The organism is Companilactobacillus paralimentarius (assembly GCF_963227125.1).
Classification (GTDB): Bacteria; Bacillota; Bacilli; order Lactobacillales; family Lactobacillaceae; genus Companilactobacillus; species Companilactobacillus paralimentarius.
This window is the reverse complement of sequence record NZ_OY724131.1, coordinates 411,657-429,126: the sequence shown is the minus strand read 5'-3', so window position 1 is coordinate 429,126 and position 17,470 is coordinate 411,657. Positions and strand designations below refer to the sequence as shown.

At 35.8% G+C, this 17,470-nt stretch carries 15 protein-coding genes; 9 read left to right on the top strand and 6 right to left on the bottom strand.

What is annotated here, in order from left to right; all coding sequences use genetic code 11:
* Positions 1 to 98: 98 nt before the first annotated feature.
* Positions 99 to 311 carry a DUF2922 domain-containing protein gene (locus ACI6PB_RS02005; RefSeq protein ID WP_025085390.1) on the bottom strand — a complete coding sequence of 71 codons (213 nt, stop codon included), beginning with the start codon at positions 309 to 311 and terminating at the stop codon, positions 99 to 101.
* Positions 312 to 322: 11 nt separating this feature from the next.
* Entirely contained in the window at positions 323 to 526 is a 204-nt protein-coding gene (locus ACI6PB_RS02000) for a hypothetical protein (RefSeq protein WP_056953378.1), read from the bottom strand.
* 160 nt (positions 527 to 686) lie between these two features.
* Between ACI6PB_RS02000 and ACI6PB_RS01995 the strand changes: the two genes are divergently transcribed.
* From ACI6PB_RS01995 to ACI6PB_RS01985, 3 genes are all read left to right on the top strand, one after another.
* The gene (locus ACI6PB_RS01995; RefSeq protein WP_404327687.1) at positions 687 to 1,589 is read left to right on the top strand and encodes a hypothetical protein; all 903 of its coding nucleotides are present in this window, start codon (positions 687 to 689) and stop codon (positions 1,587 to 1,589) included.
* 248 nt (positions 1,590 to 1,837) lie between these two features.
* The gene (locus tag ACI6PB_RS01990) at positions 1,838 to 2,713 is read left to right on the top strand and encodes an SLAP domain-containing protein (RefSeq protein ID WP_025086344.1); all 876 of its coding nucleotides are present in this window, start codon (positions 1,838 to 1,840) and stop codon (positions 2,711 to 2,713) included.
* A gap of 483 nt (positions 2,714 to 3,196) precedes the next feature.
* A complete protein-coding gene (locus ACI6PB_RS01985) occupies positions 3,197 to 3,835 on the top strand; it encodes a hypothetical protein (protein WP_404327686.1) in 639 nt (212 codons plus the stop codon).
* 32 nt (positions 3,836 to 3,867) lie between these two features.
* On the opposite strand, the gene ACI6PB_RS01980 is transcribed toward ACI6PB_RS01985, so the two are convergent.
* Positions 3,868 to 4,179: a helix-turn-helix domain-containing protein gene (locus tag ACI6PB_RS01980; protein WP_054643565.1), complete on the bottom strand. Its 312-nt coding sequence runs from the start codon at positions 4,177 to 4,179 to the stop codon at positions 3,868 to 3,870.
* A gap of 681 nt (positions 4,180 to 4,860) precedes the next feature.
* Between ACI6PB_RS01980 and ACI6PB_RS01975 the strand changes: the two genes are divergently transcribed.
* On the top strand, positions 4,861 to 5,736 hold the full coding sequence (locus ACI6PB_RS01975) for a helix-turn-helix domain-containing protein (protein WP_404327685.1): 876 nt from the start codon (positions 4,861 to 4,863) through the stop codon (positions 5,734 to 5,736).
* Between the two features lie 131 nt (positions 5,737 to 5,867).
* Here the strand turns inward: ACI6PB_RS01975 and ACI6PB_RS01970 are convergent, their stop codons facing one another.
* A complete protein-coding gene (locus ACI6PB_RS01970) occupies positions 5,868 to 7,124 on the bottom strand; it encodes an RNA-guided endonuclease InsQ/TnpB family protein (RefSeq protein ID WP_404280882.1) in 1,257 nt (418 codons plus the stop codon).
* 74 nt (positions 7,125 to 7,198) lie between these two features.
* Here ACI6PB_RS01970 and tnpA point away from each other — a divergent pair, with 74 nt between their 5' ends.
* From tnpA to ACI6PB_RS01955, 3 genes are all read left to right on the top strand, one after another.
* The gene (gene tnpA, locus ACI6PB_RS01965) at positions 7,199 to 7,651 is read left to right on the top strand and encodes an IS200/IS605 family transposase (protein ID WP_404280879.1); all 453 of its coding nucleotides are present in this window, start codon (positions 7,199 to 7,201) and stop codon (positions 7,649 to 7,651) included.
* Positions 7,652 to 7,833: 182 nt separating this feature from the next.
* Complete coding sequence (locus tag ACI6PB_RS01960; RefSeq protein ID WP_404280877.1) at positions 7,834 to 8,235, top strand: hypothetical protein; 402 nt, start codon at positions 7,834 to 7,836, stop codon at positions 8,233 to 8,235.
* Between the two features lie 189 nt (positions 8,236 to 8,424).
* Entirely contained in the window at positions 8,425 to 9,741 is a 1,317-nt protein-coding gene (locus ACI6PB_RS01955; RefSeq protein ID WP_404280875.1) for a hypothetical protein, read from the top strand.
* A gap of 142 nt (positions 9,742 to 9,883) precedes the next feature.
* Here ACI6PB_RS01955 and ACI6PB_RS01950 read toward each other — a convergent pair whose 3' ends face one another.
* Both ACI6PB_RS01950 and ACI6PB_RS01945 read right to left on the bottom strand, forming a co-directional pair.
* A complete protein-coding gene (locus ACI6PB_RS01950; protein WP_025086369.1) occupies positions 9,884 to 10,132 on the bottom strand; it encodes a hypothetical protein in 249 nt (82 codons plus the stop codon).
* Positions 10,133 to 10,439: 307 nt separating this feature from the next.
* Positions 10,440 to 11,900 carry an APC family permease gene (locus tag ACI6PB_RS01945; RefSeq protein WP_404280872.1) on the bottom strand — a complete coding sequence of 487 codons (1,461 nt, stop codon included), beginning with the start codon at positions 11,898 to 11,900 and terminating at the stop codon, positions 10,440 to 10,442.
* Positions 11,901 to 12,296: 396 nt separating this feature from the next.
* Here ACI6PB_RS01945 and ACI6PB_RS01940 point away from each other — a divergent pair, with 396 nt between their 5' ends.
* Together ACI6PB_RS01940 and ACI6PB_RS01935 are read left to right on the top strand one after the other, a co-directional pair.
* On the top strand, positions 12,297 to 13,826 hold the full coding sequence (locus ACI6PB_RS01940) for a BspA family leucine-rich repeat surface protein (protein WP_404327683.1): 1,530 nt from the start codon (positions 12,297 to 12,299) through the stop codon (positions 13,824 to 13,826).
* Complete coding sequence (locus ACI6PB_RS01935) at positions 13,786 to 17,424, top strand: beta strand repeat-containing protein (protein ID WP_404327682.1); 3,639 nt, start codon at positions 13,786 to 13,788, stop codon at positions 17,422 to 17,424. Before ACI6PB_RS01940 ends, ACI6PB_RS01935 begins: the two co-directional genes overlap by 41 nt.
* Positions 17,425 to 17,470 lie beyond the last annotated feature (46 nt).

Below are 17,470 nucleotides of genomic sequence, written 5' to 3'. Positions count from 1 at the left end.
ACCCAAAAGAGCCTACTCTTATTCTATTCTAAATAAGACGTAGGCTCAAGGTTTATACCTTAAATATTTTAATAATTTTTACTAAAATCTGAAAAGGCTTAGAATACTTTGTTTTCAACACGTTCAACATATTTGGCACCAGTGATTTCTTGATAAAGTTGAATAGCACCTTTTTCAAATAGCTTACTGGCACTAATTTTGTCCATCGCTGTCTTGACTGTTTCTGGATCTAAATCAGCTTTAACATAACTCAAAACTAAATTCTTACTGTGGCCATCTGCTGTTTTAAATTTCAATTGTAATCTTTTCATAATTTACGCCCCTATTCTGCATCCATTGTATTGTGTTTAATTACTTCTGTTCCATAAAGTGCATCGCCATCTGATAGTAGAACTAGTCCTTGCGTGAGGAGATCAATTTGTTCTTGAGTTGGGTTTTCTACTATATTATTAAAGTTAATTGCTCTCTTACCTTTTGGATACTTTTCGTTTGCCATTGTTACGACGATTGCTGTTTTCTTCCACATTATTAATTACCTCTTTTTTATATTTTGTAAGAACTAATCGGCCGGTTTAAGTAACTTACACAGATAGTAACGGTTGAAAGTATCCAAAGCGGAAATTTTTTTTGAAATTTTTCTCAACATGTTATAATTCAACCAGCACTTATATGGAGGAATTTCAAAAATGAAAAAAGCTTTATTACTAGCAACAACAGGGGTAGCACTATTGCTAGCTGGCTGCAGTAACGGCAACTCTTCAGCATCTAAGTCTAATAATAGTAGTGATACTTACAAGACAGAAATGACTAAAGGTAACGATGCCGTAGACGATAAAGAATATTCAAAGGCCGCTGATCACTTTGATTCAGCAATTAAGGCGAAAAAAACTGACAAAGCACATGACTCAAAGATCCAAGCTCAAAACTTGGTCAAGGCGAAGAGATTTATGAACCAACGTAAGTTTGATTCTGCCAGATCAGCTTTGAATAAGGTTACGGATCAAGATAACGGAAACAAGAAGATGGTTTCCAGAGCTAAGAAATTAACTAAACAAGTAAAGAAGATTCAATTCAATCGTAGTAACTTCAAGGCTGATATCAAAAACGCTAAAGAATTAATCAAACAAGGTGCTAATGATCAAGCTAAAGCTTTACTAGAACAAATCACAACATTCAAGGGTATTAAGGGTAAGTATTATTCAGATCTTTACACACAAGCCAATACCCTACTTAAGTCATTACCTACTGATACTAAAGATAGTACCGATACTGACAGTAATACTAATAATGATAGTTCTACAACAACTACAACTGACAACAACAATTCTACTGACAATAGTAGTGCTGACTCATCAAGCGACCAAAGCAATAATCCAGCTGCTAAAGGTGGCGACTTCGATGTTGAAAAGAAAGAAGTCGATGGTAAAACCATTACTGATTCCGACATCGCCAAAGCTAGACAACAATTAACTGACTCTGGTGTTAAGAACGTTGATGCTTGGAGTGACAATGATATTATTCGTGCTATTAAGAACGCTGCTAAAGATGGACGTTCAACCGTTAGAGAATCTGATGGTAAGATTCAATAAAAAAGTTCTAGCACATTGATTTCCAAGAAATATGGTTATAAAAAAGGAGTGACACCGATATATCAAGTCGGCATCACTCTTTTTTTCTATATATAAATTCATTTATTTCAAATATATTACAGAAATATTGAGCTAATTCTAAAGAAAACGTAACGTTTCTCTTAACAGTTTTTTAAACGTATTGATTAAAATCTGATTGCATTATAGGTTTACTATGAACCGCAAAATAAGACGAGGAGGTTTAAAAGATGAAAAAGAATAAAGTTCTACTCGGCTCAGCACTGGCATTATTAATTGCCCCAACTGTTCTGTCTAATTTGTCGCCTCAAGACGTGAGTGCGGCAGAAACATCAACAGAAAGCGGATTGATTGGTACTGTTCGTCGTGGTAGCGGTATTCTGGTTAACAACCAGGGTCAAACTATTACAAGTACTTATCTTCCTAACTTCAGCTCTTGGAAACTTGGTCCTTCAACTCAAATCAATGGCATTACTTATTATCAAGTTGCTACTAACGAGTGGATTGCTGCTGATAGCATTGATATCAGTAATTCATCCCATCAAGTAACTAATCTTAGTTCAGACACTAGCAACCAAATTGATGTTAACGCCACTAAAGTTGGAACGACAAAGTGGGCTTCTGCTGTAGTTAACAGTCAAGGCCAAGCTATTACTGGGGTAACTTTACCAGCTGGAACTAATTGGAAACTTGGTGCATCCATAAATGTTAATGGAAATGTTTATTTGCAAGTTGCTACTAATGAATGGGTCGCTGCTAATGACTTGAACATTCAAGTGACTGAACCTAATCAAAGTTACACTACAAATAACGCTACAACCAATGCTGCTTCAACTACCACACAACAACAGCAACCAGTAGTTGGTACTGTTGTTAATGGTCCCGCTGATTTATATGATACTTCAATGGACTCTTTCTCAGACCGTCAATTACCTGAAGGATCTAACTGGAAAATTGGCCAAATGGTTCAAAATAAATACGGTCATACCTTCTATCAAGTATCAACTAATGAATGGGCACAAAGTTCAAATATGCATTTAAATCAAAATGACGCTGGAAATAATGTAAGTAGTGAGCCTGAATTTGCAACATCTGTTACACAATAATCGGAACAATTATATTAATATTTGTATATTTCACATTTTCTTCACATTTATAATCTAATATAGTACTTGGTAAACAAGAATATTGGATACTAACTTATAATATATAAATAAACTAAATATAATTACCTCCCTGATATAGTGGGCCTCCAAAAGAATGGAGGCCCTTTTTTTGCGTACAGAATTAATAATTTTTGATTTGATATTGCTAATTGTTACATAAATGCTACAATAATGTTACAGAATTATTACAAAGACGATATGAGTACTATTCATCTTTGCATATATCCAGACAGTCTCGTAGAGCTTCCAGCTAAGGGGCTTTTTATTAGATTTACATCGTGGCAATAAATCTATTAAAAATAGATTTTGTTGCTAATATTCTGTGTCGGCTATAAAATAATGAATTGTACGGATTAAGGTGGTGATCAATGAAATCGGTATTAAGATTTATTTCAAAATTTGGATATAGGGAGAAATAACGACATGAAACATACTACCCTCAAAATATTGAGTAGTCTTTTATTGGTAGCATCCGTATTAGCACTTGGAGGTTGTTCTAACAATAGTCAAAATTCCGCTGGCTCAAAAGATTCAACTGTCAAAACAGAATCACATAAAAAAGCCAGGAAGAGTTCTTCTAAGAAAAAAGTTTCGAAAAAAAAGGCCTCATCAAAAAAGGAAGCATCTACTTCCAACAATGATGAGACACAACAAAATCAACAAACAAATTCTTCCACTAACAACCAAAATACAACATCAAATTCAAATAACCAGCAGAGTTCAAAACAAACTCAAAACACTAATCAGGGTCAAAGCCAAAGCACAGCTACTTCTAACAACAATCAACAAGCAACTACAAATCAGCAGGTAACCGCAGTTATCACTACTGCAGATCAAGCTAGAAGTTTAGTTGCACATGCCAATGGTGGGGCTTCTCCCGCATCATTTAGTGTTGAGGCTAAGCCAGATGGTTATCACGTCTATTTGAACAATTTAAATAACCCAATTGTAACAGTGGTTAAACCCAATGGTGACTTTTACGATGTAAATGGAAATCTTACTGGTAAATATTCAAATATGGCTGCTCCTGATGGTGGCGATAATTCCCAATGGACTCCATAGCCAATAGGTTAAAATATAAAAAAAGACTTGAATCAACTATTCAAGTCTATAATCTCCATAAAGACTTTTGCATACTGCTTTTTCTTTTCACTATCCATTAAATAAAAAGCCTGTACAAATTGGTTACTCTGCTCATCTAGTTCAGTTTGATCAAAGACATCACCTAATTTTAGATTCAAAGCGTCTAAAATACTCTCTAATCGAGAAAGAGACACGTCATCTCTATTACCTCGTTCCAAACGTGATATCAAATCTGGAGATACATGAGCTCGATCAGCCAATTGTTCTATGGTTAACCCCATTTCATTGCGTTTATCCCGAATAAACTTAAAGCGCTTAACCATAGGCATCACCTCTTAATTCAAATTATTCTAACTACTCACTGTTTATATGGCTATACGGCTAAAAGTTGATACATACTATAAAAATATTGCGAATATTCTATACTAGTATTATCATAAAAAAGTACGTGACTATTATATTTCGAATTGAACGCACATAATAATCCTCATTTGCTAAAAATTACATCATTAATATATTTCTAGGGTGGAATCAGTCAAATATTAAAAAGTAATTTAAACAGTCTTCATGAATTCATGTATTTGTCACAGATGGACTCTTATACTCTTAATAAATGCGGTAGTTTATTAAGTAAGTTACTCCCTCAAATAACTAAACGTTGGTACATCTGACAAATCAATCCTATGATAATTGCGTACCGGGCTACGTTAACTCGTAGCCCTTTTATATAAATCAAAGCTCAAAATTATTAGCATTAATCTACATCAAAGAATTGCTAACGCATGTGCCTGCGAGCCAAACTTTGCAACTAACATTTCTAATTAGTCATTACTAATAATAATGGAAGAAGCATTTCTTAGTCATGTGGGCTATGGAAATGCTTTTTTCTCTGTACTTTAATAAAATAATACTATTAACTAATTGTACATTATATTATATACCACTTTATTATCTTTTTGTACATTAGTTGTACTAACAATAATCTAAATTAAAAAAGATTGGTGATGTTAAATTATATGAATATTTCAAAATCCGATTTTGGTGTTCGCCTGATGAAATTAAGAAAAAGTAAAAATCTAAGTATGCAAGGATTAGCCGATATTATTGGTGTCAGTGGCAAGAGTACTATTAATGAATGGGAAAAAGGCCGTGGGCTGCCCAAGAAGACGACAATGGATCGTTTATCAACAGTACTTAACACGAGCAACGACTACCTTTACTATGGTGATCTTAAAGATGTCTTAGAAAATAAAGTTCTAACAATCATCAATAACTATGGCTACAAGTCAAACGTCACCTTCAAAAAATTAATCGATGTAACTAATGGCGATTTTCACCCTGACGACGTTGTTGTCAGACATATAACTAAGTTAAAGGATCATGTCTTACGAGATGACGAATCCAGTGTCGAGGACCGCATATTTAAGGAAATTTACCCAGGATTATTTCAAATATTTACTTCTAAAGGAGTCAACTATGAAACCAACTTAGAAGAAATCGACCGTATCTCTAATCCATATTTCCAAAAAATTTATGTTGATCAAGTATTATCCTTTGAAGGCCAGGCAATGGATGTCTTGCATGAACTAGAAAAAAGATCAACTCACACCAAAAATACTAAATGGACTCAAAAATCTTTTGATGAAGTTGCAAAAAAATTCGTAAAAGATGGTAAATTAAATTGGGATGGTACTGACTACCAAATTGATTCTATGAAACAATTGGTACAACAATACTATCGTGATAAATTAAATGATAAACTAGTTGAAACTCGACTCAGCATAAAAAATCTATTATCAGAAGAAAATCAAATCGAAGAACGTTATGTCAACCACCATCGACTAAAGTCGATGGCTTGTGAGCAGACACCCCTATATTGAGTATCTGAACCACAATTTGCATAGATACGGATGGTTTATCCAAACAGCCGTAGTTGTTTGGACAGTGACTATCTAATTACCAATGCCTTTTACATTCCCAGGTTGCCATAGGAATAAGTCTAGCCTTTGGGCTAGGCTTTTTGTTGTTTCTGGAATCCTTTTTCCAGAATATTCAATGCTGCATTGTGATCACGAATATGATGAGTATGGCATTGCGGACACATCCATTTACGATCTGCCAGTGTTAGCTTTTTAGTCCCACCACTGCCCATGACAAAGCCACAGTCATGGCAGGTTTGGGTAGTGTTTTTAGGGTCGACCGTAATGAATTGACGCCCATAGAGATCCGCCTTGTAAGCCAACATGTTCAGGAAAGACCGCCAGCCAACGTCAGCAATGCTCATTGCCAAAGCATGATTCTTCAGTAGATTTTTACTTCTCAATTCTTCAGCTACAACGAGATCTTGGTTCTTGATCAGTGTTGTAGACGTTCGTTGAAGAAAATCATGGCGTCGGTCAAATACCCGTGCATGGATTTTAGCTACTAACAAACGTTGCTTCTGATAGTTTTTACTTTCTCGCAAAGAACGCTGTTCTTTCTTAGCCCGTCGTTGTCGACGTGAAAGAATACGCTGTGCCTTGGCTAGTTTACCTTTGATCGTTCGATAGTAGCGTGGGTTGGCTATGGTTTGACCATCACTAGTAGTTAGAAAGTTTTCCGTGTTTAGGTCAATGCCAATTTGCCTATTAGCGCGGTTAAGTTTAGAAACAAAAGGCGTATCTGAACCTAATTGCAGCGATAAAAAGAACCTATCGGCCGCATCTTTAGTTATGGTTACTGTTCCAATACGGATTTCACTTTGACGATTCAATAGTCGCCGCTGAGAACCTTTGATACGTAAGCGTCCTAGTTTGGGTATCACAATATGTTTACGATCTTCAAAGCGGACGGTTCCATTGGTTAACAGCGCGGTTTTTTGTTTTCGATATTGGCAATTAGTCTGATACCGCCAAACGTAACCTTTACGATGGAACTTTGGAACGCCGGTGCCATGTACCTTCCGAAAGGCTTTCCAAGCCTTGTAGTAGTTTTGGATTGCATTAGCTTTTGCAAGACTGTCAATGCGCTTGTCTTCCAAAAATTGGAAATGATTCGACATTTGTTTGGCGTTTCGTCGAAGCTTTAGCTGTTGGATGCGATCTTGTACCGTATCAATTGGTAGTTTGACTCGGTTTAATTGCCAAAGCTCTTTGTCAATTGCGACCATTTCGTTGTAGATAGAACGACTAGCATCACCATTAACCTTAATTATTTGTTTCTGATGATCACTTGGATAAATGCGAACCTTCAATCCATAATGGTATTCCAATTGTGCCATTGATTTCATTTTATTTCACCTCCTTTATTGGTATAATAATATTATATCATCAGCCAATGACTATAATAATTGAGGTGCTCTTAATGACAAAAGAAAAGATTCAAGACGCTATTTATACTCGCCGTTATATCTATAATTTCCATTACCATTTAATCTGGGTAACTAAGTATCGCCACCAGACTTTTTCAACTAAGGAGCTGGTAGACGAAATGAAAGACATATTGCGAATGGTTGCAAAAGACAACGGAATTGTAATCGAAAAGATGGAAGTAATGCCAGATCATGTTCATGTACTGATCAGTTTTCCACCTAGCAAGGCGCCAACCAGCGCTATCAAAGCACTAAAGGGGCGTAGTGCATTTATCTTTCTCAAACGACATCCAGAAATTCGACAATCACAATATTGGGGTGGTCATTTGTGGTCTCCCAGCTACTATATGAGTACGCTTGGCAATATGAGTAAAGATGTAGTGGAAAACTATATCAACAATCAAAAATACAATGCACTCCAAAAAAAGCGTCCAAACGGACGTTGAGTGAGCCTATCCATCCCATAACTAAAGTCACGGGATTTTCGGCTAGGCATAATTAAAATAGATTTTTAATTTTGTACATTTAATGTACTAGGAATTAAGTATAGGGGGGAGATAACATAGTTAAAGCTAAAAAACATAATTTTCTGGACAAGATCGTCCTATTCTTTTGCCTAATTTTACTTTTGGCGGCCTTTATTATTCCCCAAATTCACCGCAGTTATTATTCAGCTCCCTACTTCTATTTCTCTGGCAAACAGATTGTTTTAGAAAATGATAAAACACATCATTTAAATGATTACCAAAAGAAACAGTTCACTAAGCTAGCTCGAAGGGCCATTGATCAAAAAGATGGCCCCTTTGATTGGGATAATTACCAAACGGTTTCTATTGATGTCTATAAAATGAAGAATCTGCACGAATACGCTTTAATATATCGAATTAAGCCCTGTATTCGTACTAATAATCATATTATCAACAATACAATGGTTCTCACTTTGAAGCATCGTAGTTTAGACAAGTACAAGCAATTTACGATCAATAAGTATTCATCCGATTTTTCTAATATTTTCACATCTAGTGAATAAATTTTAAATAATTATAGATAGGATCTAATCAACCTCATGTCCAAAAAAATAAGTGGTAATAGTCCACTCAAAAAAATCTTTACAATAATAATGTTTGGAATCTCATTTATATACTTCTGTGCTTTTCGATTCTTAGTGATTCCATCTGGAGATGATTATTTCTGGTTGGGGAAAATGGGGAAATACTTAATGAACCACATGTTCTATGGTCCCCAAGCCACTTACGGCGGTAGTAGCAATGGCCGCTATCTAGGTAATCTCCTGGAAATCGTCACCATGCACAAATTGTCAGTAGCTATTTTAGCTTACGGAATCTTTTGGACTTTACTTTTATGGTGTATCTGGTATTTATCTAAAAAGACTATCACATCACTTCTATTATCATTTCTCTTCATTTTTACTATGCAAGATGCTTTTATCAATAATATCTTAGGCTGGAATGCCGGTTTCGTTAATTATGTTCCACCTGTCGTCATGGGATTGCTTTATATCATCGTTATCGATAAAGGCGTCGCAAAAAAATTTATTCCAATCGTTTCTATTTTATTGTTATTGTTAGGCTTAGCTGGTGGTTTATTCAATGAAGTCTGGAATATCACTCAATTAGCATTAGGAATATTAGTTTTGGGATATTCTTATTGGAAAAAAGAACTTAAGAGTTATCATATTACCTACTTTATAGGAACAATTGGTTCAGCCATTATCATGTTCACCCACAAGGGATATCATGAGGCCAGTACTTATCGAAAAACTTCATATAGTTTAAATACAATCTGGGATACCTATTCAAAGGTTACTCATTTCTGGTTAATTACTTTTAACCTCATCCTTTTGATAGCTATCCTCCTAGCTATTTTTATTTTAGCAATCAGAGTTAATATTTCATTGGAAAATAAATTAGCTGTTTCTGTCTTTGCAGTTATCTTCCTAATTTACTACATTGTTATCAACAATTTCTTTAGAAAGAACTTTCAATTAAATCCTATGTATGGTTACAAAACGGTTCGTGCTAGCATTGCCGTGCCGGAAAGTTTAGTCAGTATTGCATTAATGATTTTTATCGGTTATTGTATTTGGGTCTTCTTTAAAAATGATCCTAAGATGTGGCTCTATTATCTGCTAACTGGTGTTATTGCCGGACAATTGTTATTCGTTTCTTCACCGGTGAACAGTCGCGGTTACTTCCTATCTTACGTACTAATGTATTTAATCGGAATGAAATTTGTTCTATCTGCTCTAGATGAATTGCGAATAAAGAATTATTTAATTAATTTGATTTTGTTAGCAACGCTAATTGTTTGTGGTTATACTTATCAATCAATGATGTACGCTAACTATCATGCTAATCTTATTCGTGTCAGTGATCCAGACTATTACAATGGCAAGAAAGAGCTAACTAAACACGTACCTTATGTAAAATTTGTCTGGTTCAATGATTTAATGAATCAGCAAAATGCTCCTTACTGGAAAAACCATATTGATACTTATAAACATATACTGAAATAACGCAAAACCCACTTCTGAAGTCAGAAGTGGGTTTTTATATATCATGATAATTTTGTATTAAAATTTGCAAAAAAAAATCCTTTAGAGAACGCTTCTCGTACTCTAAAGGAAGGTTGGTACTATTTAAATTTAAAGATTAGCTTTATTTCTTGAGGTTCTTCTCAATCCAGTCACGGACATCTGCATCTTTCATATCCAAGAATGGTTTTTCAGCTTCTTCAGCCTTAACTGTGTCGTGATCGTTGTTTTCCATGAAATAATCCCAAATAGCGTCACGGACAACTGTCTTATCATCACTCCAGTCGAAAGCCTCGCTCATCTTTAGGTTCAATACTTCTGGTTCTTTTGCAATGGCTGCATCAGCCATCTTTGATGGATCTACTTCTGCCATAATTCAACAACCTCCTTAGTTACGAGTTCATTATAGTTCTAATCTGAAAAAGTGACACACTAAATGTTTATTATTTTTGATAATTATTGCAATTGGCATGATTTTTTTAATTATAGTGCTTGATAAAGATATGTTTCGTAAGATATTTCTCGTTTTATACATTTTGTATAACAAATTCGATTGGAATTTGACTTTATTTTTGCTTGATCTCTTGTTATACTAAGTATGCAAAATTATTACTCGAACCCATTCGATGGATTGGATGATCAACAATCGTTCGGGGCGAGAAACAAAAAGAAGTTGCCATTTACTTGGCAGCTTCTTTTTGTTTTTCTTGAGATTTTTTGCCTAATGTTGAATGTCTCATTCCATAGGCAAAGTAAATAACTAGACCGATGGCAAACCAACCGCCGGCATAGAGTTTTGCTTGAATATCTAGGCCCCAGAAAACAATCAGTGAACCCAGAAAGCCTAGAGCTGGCAAAATTGGATAAAGTGGCATTTTAAAATCTGGATCTTGAATATCTTTGCCCTCTCTTCTTCTCAATGGGTAGATTCCTAATGAAACGAACATGAAGGCTATCAAGGTACCTGCTGAAATTAATTGTGCCAAAAAGGCAAATGGACAGACAGCACCTAAAATAATAGCAACAATTGATAAAACCAATAATGCATTGTTAGGAAGTTTTTTCTGATTAAGTTTTCCTAACCACTTAGGCAACATTCCATCACGGCCAAAGGAATAAATTAAACGTGAACCTGCCAACATCATACCAATCAACGCTGTAAACATCCCGACAACTGCAATGGTTTGAATCACACTAGCCACCAATGGATGTCCAGCTTGACGTAAAGCCCAACCAACAGGTTCTGCATTATTAACGTATGAAGAGTATTTAAACATTCCCACTAAAACTAAGGCCACCGCGATAAACAAAGTCACGGCAATCAACAATGAACCTAAAATACCGCGTGGCATCGTCTTACCCGGATCTTTAGCTTCGGCTGAATTAGCCGCAATTGAATCAAAACCAATATAGGACAGGAAAATCATCGAAACACCGGCATAAATTCCCTGCCAACCACCAAAGGCGGTTCCATCGCTATTTAAATGGTACTTAGGAATAAATGGCACATAATTTTCAATATGAATCGCCGTTAATCCAACGACAATAAAAGCTAAAATTGCTAAAACTTTTAAAACTACTAAAATATTTTCAACTCGAGCAGCACCACTAACTCCATGAGAAAGTAACCATGCCACGGCCGCAATTACAATAACAGCGACTAAATCCAAAACGCCACCATTACTGCCAAGAGTATTGGCAATCGCATTGGGAAAATGTATTCCAATCGGTTCTAGTAACCCTCGAAAATTGGCTGACAGCCCTGAGCCAACGAATGCCAAAGCAATGAAATATTCTGCCAACAGAGCCCAGCCAGCAATCCAGCCAAAAAATTCTCCAAACATAACATTGATCCATGAATAAGCTGAACCTGCAAATGGCATTGCTGCCGCCATTTCCGCATAAGCAAAAGCTACTAACCCGGCTACAATGGCCGCAATAATAAAAGAAAAGACAACTGACGGACCCGTGTGTTGAGCCGCTACAACCCCTGGCAAAGTAAAGATAGAAGTTGAAACGATTGTCCCCACTCCCAAAGCCAAAAAGTCCTTAACAGTTAAAACTCTCACTAGATGTGAATCTTTATCTTCATAGATACTCGGATCTTCTTTTAGGGTTAAACGCCTAAAAAGGTTTCTCATATATAAACATCCCTTCTTACAAGAAATCTTGTATTAAATAATTCAAATTACTATTTTATATAATTCGTCTTATTTTAATGTTTTTTTAATTTACTTGCAAGATTTTTATAAAAGCTGAAAGCAGTATCAAAACTAGGAAGATTGAATTTTCAATATATAACCTAGCTATATATTTTTTCGATAAATTAGATCCATATTAATTCTGTATATACCATTGTGTATAAATGATTTATTTTTATCACAAATATAATTTTTTCATTAATACTTTTAGTGACATTAAATATTTCATTTTTGTTAAGAATTATTTATCGTTTCTGAAAAATTATAAAAATAGCAGAGAACTATAATCAATACCGTGATATTTTATATTCTTTATAGAATAAAGGGGTAATAATTATGAGATTCCAACAATTAAAGCATGATCCAAATACTATCGAGAAAAAGCGCCTCGTTAAATCAAAGAAAAATTGGGTTGTCCTTAGTAGCCTTTCAATCGCAGGGGGATTGTTCCTACTAAGTGCACCAAGTGTTTTGGTTAAAGCTGATACAACTAATAACCAAGTACAAACAACTTTGACTGCTAAAGCCCCTTCGACGGAAACTCAATCAGCCACAGATAAACTTGCTGCAGTTGCCAGCACTACTACTGACAATACTGCCAAAGAAACAAGAGCAAATCAGATTACTGCTACACCTAAAGCAAATGCTACTCCAGTAAGTTCAACTACTGATACAAAATCATCAGGGACTGTTGAAACACAAACAGCTACTCCTGAAGCAGGTACGTCTTCAACTAATAGTACACAGGCAGATACTTCAAAAGCTGATACTACTGAAAATGTCAATTCTACAACTGAATCTAAAGACACTCCTGTAGCCGAAAAAACTTTAGCTACTAATTTAGCGATTTCAAAAACCAAATTGACCAATTTAGGTGTTAAGGCAGAACTTCTTTCAATTACACCAGAAGCTGCCACTTTACCTGATGGAAATATCGCTGAAAGTACCCAAGGAACTACCCCTTGGTATATTTCTGCTGATGGCGTTCTTCATCTTGGTACAGCATCATCCACAACTGCTTTAGCTGACAATACTGCAACTACAACTAACAAGACTAGTGAATCAACTGATAAAACATCTACCGGCAGTTCAACTACTGGTACTACAACTGAATCAACTACCCCAACTTCTCCGTGGGCAACTAATGCTGACAGTATCAACACCATTATTTTTGATGGTAAAGTTACAGCTGCTACTGATATGAACCACATGTTTGCTAACCTTACTAATTTAAAGAATATTGAAAATATCGATAATCTTGATACTTCTAATACAACCAACACTTCTGGTATGTTTGATAATGATACTAATTTAGTGGATGCAACAAATGTGGGAGAAACGCATACTAGCGATAATCAAAAATTAGATCTTTCATCTCTTAATTTCTATGTTGTTCAAAACTCTAGCAAAATGTTTTTGAATGACAGCTCTGTCACTGAAATTGACTTACCTACTAAAACCGATACAGCCATGGCTAAATCTTCTGATGCTTCATTCATGTTCAAAAACGACATTAACCTCAAAACAATCAGTCTTAAATACTGGCAATTTTATAATCATAAAAACTTAACTGGTATGTTTCAAAATGATAAAAGTCTAGAAACATTAGATTTAAGTAGTTGGAGCATGAGTTTAAGTACTGTTGATAATGAAACTGGAGACTCTTCTAAAGGTGAAGGAATGTTCGATGGTACAAATTTAAAGAGTATTACTTTATCTCCATTTGATCGTTTTAAAAATTATACAGATCTTCCATCAATGAAATCAAATCACTGGTATGACAGTAAAGACAGCGTTATCTTTTCAACAATGACAGCAAACAATAATGGCAAAACACTTGGGACTCTATTCACAAATTACCCCTAGTTTCACTTTAGAGCCCAAGTCAGGTGAAACTGTCAAAATGATTACCGCCACAATGTCAATTCCTTCTAACCTTGGTAATCAAAATCTTTCTGTTGAGGGAACTCTTAACAGTGCGGTTACTAATGTTGGCGTTCCTCAAATCCCTGGATATACATCTGACATTTCTACAGTCAATGGAACAATCATTAACGACACCACTGCCACAACCAACTATTACATTACTTATACAGGCGATCCTGTTAATAAATGGACTGCTTCTGTAACATTACCAGACGGTTCCACAAAGGAAATCACCGGTATTAAAAATGATGCTGGTAAAGCTCCACGAGTCGGTGATAAAGTTACTTTTGATACTCCAACCGTTGCTGGATATGATGTCACTCCTAGTACTATAACCGGAACTATTAATTCCAAAGGTGATGTTGATTTTGACAATCCAACTTATTCACAAAAACAATACACTAATACTGTAACCATAAAGTCTAATTTACCTAACCGAACTGTCAGTGTCACTGGTCCTGTTGGGCCAGTTAAAATTGATGTTCCTAAGGTAGATGGTTACACAACAAGTCCCTCTCAAATTACTGGTACTATTAATTCTGATGGAACTATTACCTTAGATCCAAATCAGGACATTACTTATACAGGTAACCCAGTAACTAATGCTTTCGCAACAATCAAAGCAACTCAAAATGGCACTACGAAGCTACCAGATATTTCTGTTGACGGAATTTCTGGTAATGTCGGCGACACTGTTGATGTCAAAGTTCCAACTAAGGAAGGTTATACTAGCCCCGAATCTGTTAAAGGTGTTATCCAACCTGACGGTAAAACAGTTTTAGTTAAAGAACCAGTCAACTATGTTGGCGTTGCATATACAGACTCACCAGCTACAATTAAATCTAATCTCGGTGATCAGCACGTTGATCATCTTAGTGGTAAAGTTGGTGAAACTGTAACTGTCAATGTTCCTAACGTTGAGGGATATACAGCAGACAAATCTACACTTACTGGACTTATGAACCCAGGTGGTTCCATCACTTCTACAGATGTCGTAACTTACACCCCTAAAAAGATAGATACCGGTACTGCTACCATCAATACACCTAAAGGTAGTAAAGTTATTTCTGGTTTAACTGGTACTGTTGATAAAAAAGGTGGAGTAACTATCACGGTCCCCGACGTTCAAGGCTATACTCCGGATAAATCTACTATCACTGGTACTATGAATTCTAACGGAACTGTTACTCCTAATGAAACTGTTAACTACACTCCTAACAATATTAAAGATGTCACAACTACCATCACTACATCCAAGGGTGATAAAACTGTTTCTGGCTTAACCGGTATCGTTGACAAAAAAGGCGGAGTAACCATTAAAGTTCCTGATGTTCAAGGCTATACTCCGGATAAGTCTACTATCACTGGTACTATGAATCCTGACGGAACTGTTACTCCTAATGAAACCGTTAATTACATTCCTAACAATATTAAAGATGTCACAACTACCATCACTACATCCAAGGGTGATAAAACTGTTTCTGGCTTAACCGGTATCGTTGACAAAAAAGACGGAGTAACCATTAAAGTTCCTGATGTTCCAGGTTATACTCCTGATAAATCTACTATCACCGGTACTATGAACCCTGATGGAACCGTTACTCCTAATGAAACTGTTAACTACACTCCTAACAATATTAAAGACGCTTCAACTACTATCAGCACATCCAAGGGTAATAAAACTGTTTCTGGTTTAACCGGTACCGTTGACAAAAAAGACGGAGTAACTATTAAAGTTCCCGATATTCAAGGATATACTCCTGATAGATCTACTATCACTGGTACTATGAATCCTGACGGAACTGTTACTCCTAATGAAACTGTTAATTACATTCCTAATAACATTGAAGATGCCTCAACTACTATCAATACACCTAAAGGTAGTAAAACAATTTCAGATTTAAACGGTACTGTTGATAAAAAAGGTGGAGTAACTATTAAGGTACCTGACGTTCAAGGCTACACTCCGGATAAATCTACTATCACTGGTACTATGAATCCTAATGGAACCGTTACTCCTAACGAAACCGTTAACTACACACCAAACAATATTAAAGATGCCTCAACTACTATTAGTACATCTAAAGGTGATAAAACTGTTTCTGGTTTAACTGGTATTGTCGATGATAAAAATGGAGTAACCATTAAAGTTCCTGACGTTCAAGGTTATACTCCTGACAAATCTACTATCACTGGTACTATGAACTCCGATGGAACTGTTACACCAAGTGAAACTGTCAATTACACTCCTAATGCTGTTAACAATGGTAGAATCACTATCAGCACACCCGATGGTGATAAGACTATTACTGATTTAACCGGTACAGTCGACAACAAAAACGGTGTAACTATCAAGGTTCCCGATGTTCAAGGATATACTCCGGATAAATCTACTATCACCGGTACTATGAACCCTGATGGAACCGTCACACCTGATGAAAAAGTTACATACACCGGTAACCCAATTAACAATCAATCCTTAAATATCCCTGCAACTAAAGATTCTAAAGATACCACTCAAACGGTTACTGGTTTAAGCGGTAAAGTCGGAGATACCTTAGAAGTTGCTGTACCAACAATTGATGGTTACAATTCAAACGTCAAAACAGTTAAGGCCGTTATCAATCCTGATGGCAGCATTAGTACTGCTGATAAGGTCATTTACACAAAGATTCCTTCAAATAACAATAATTCAAACGTTACTGGCAACGAAGCTACTCTTGAAATGAAAAATCAGACAATTACTACTTATGCTGACAAACCTGATGTTCAAGTTTATGGTCTCGATTCTAACAATACAATGGCAGCAATCAAGAATCGCATTCTTCCTCACCACACTAATTGGAAGAGCGATGCCGTTATTACAATTGGTGGAACAACTTATTACCGTGTCGCTACTAATGAATTCGTCAAAACTATTCAAGCTTACCCATATGAAGCTTTGAATTTGTACATCAGAACTTACAATGACTCTGCTAAACCACTTTACAGAGCCGAAGAAGATTTGATTGCTAATAAGACATTAGCTCCAAGTTCAAGCTGGGTCACCGATCGAAAGACTTACTTCATTAAAGGTGAAAAGTATTATCGTGTCGCTACTAACGAATTTGTTAAGGCCACTGATGTTTATGTATATTCACCAGTTAAGATGACCGTGGCAGCTCATTCTGATTCAAGTAAAAAAGTTTATGATGCTAAAGGTCAATTAGTCGAAAACTACGACCTCAATGCCAACTCTAATTGGAAAGCTGACAGTATTGCTTATATCAATGGTGATAAATATTACCGTGTTGCTACTAACAAGTTTGTTAAAGCCGATGATGTTTATGTTTACACACCAGCCAAGTTGGTTGTTACAACTCATGCTGATTCAGCTAAAAACATTTACAACGACAAGGGTCAACTAGTTAAGGAACGCACTCTTGGTGCTAGTTCTAATTGGTTAGCCGACGCTACTACTTACATTAATGGTGTAAAGTACTATCGTGTCGCTACTGATGAATTTGTTAAAGCTGATGATGTTGATATCAGACGTTAATAACTAGACACACAAAAACCCGCGAATCTAAAAAGATTTGCGGGTT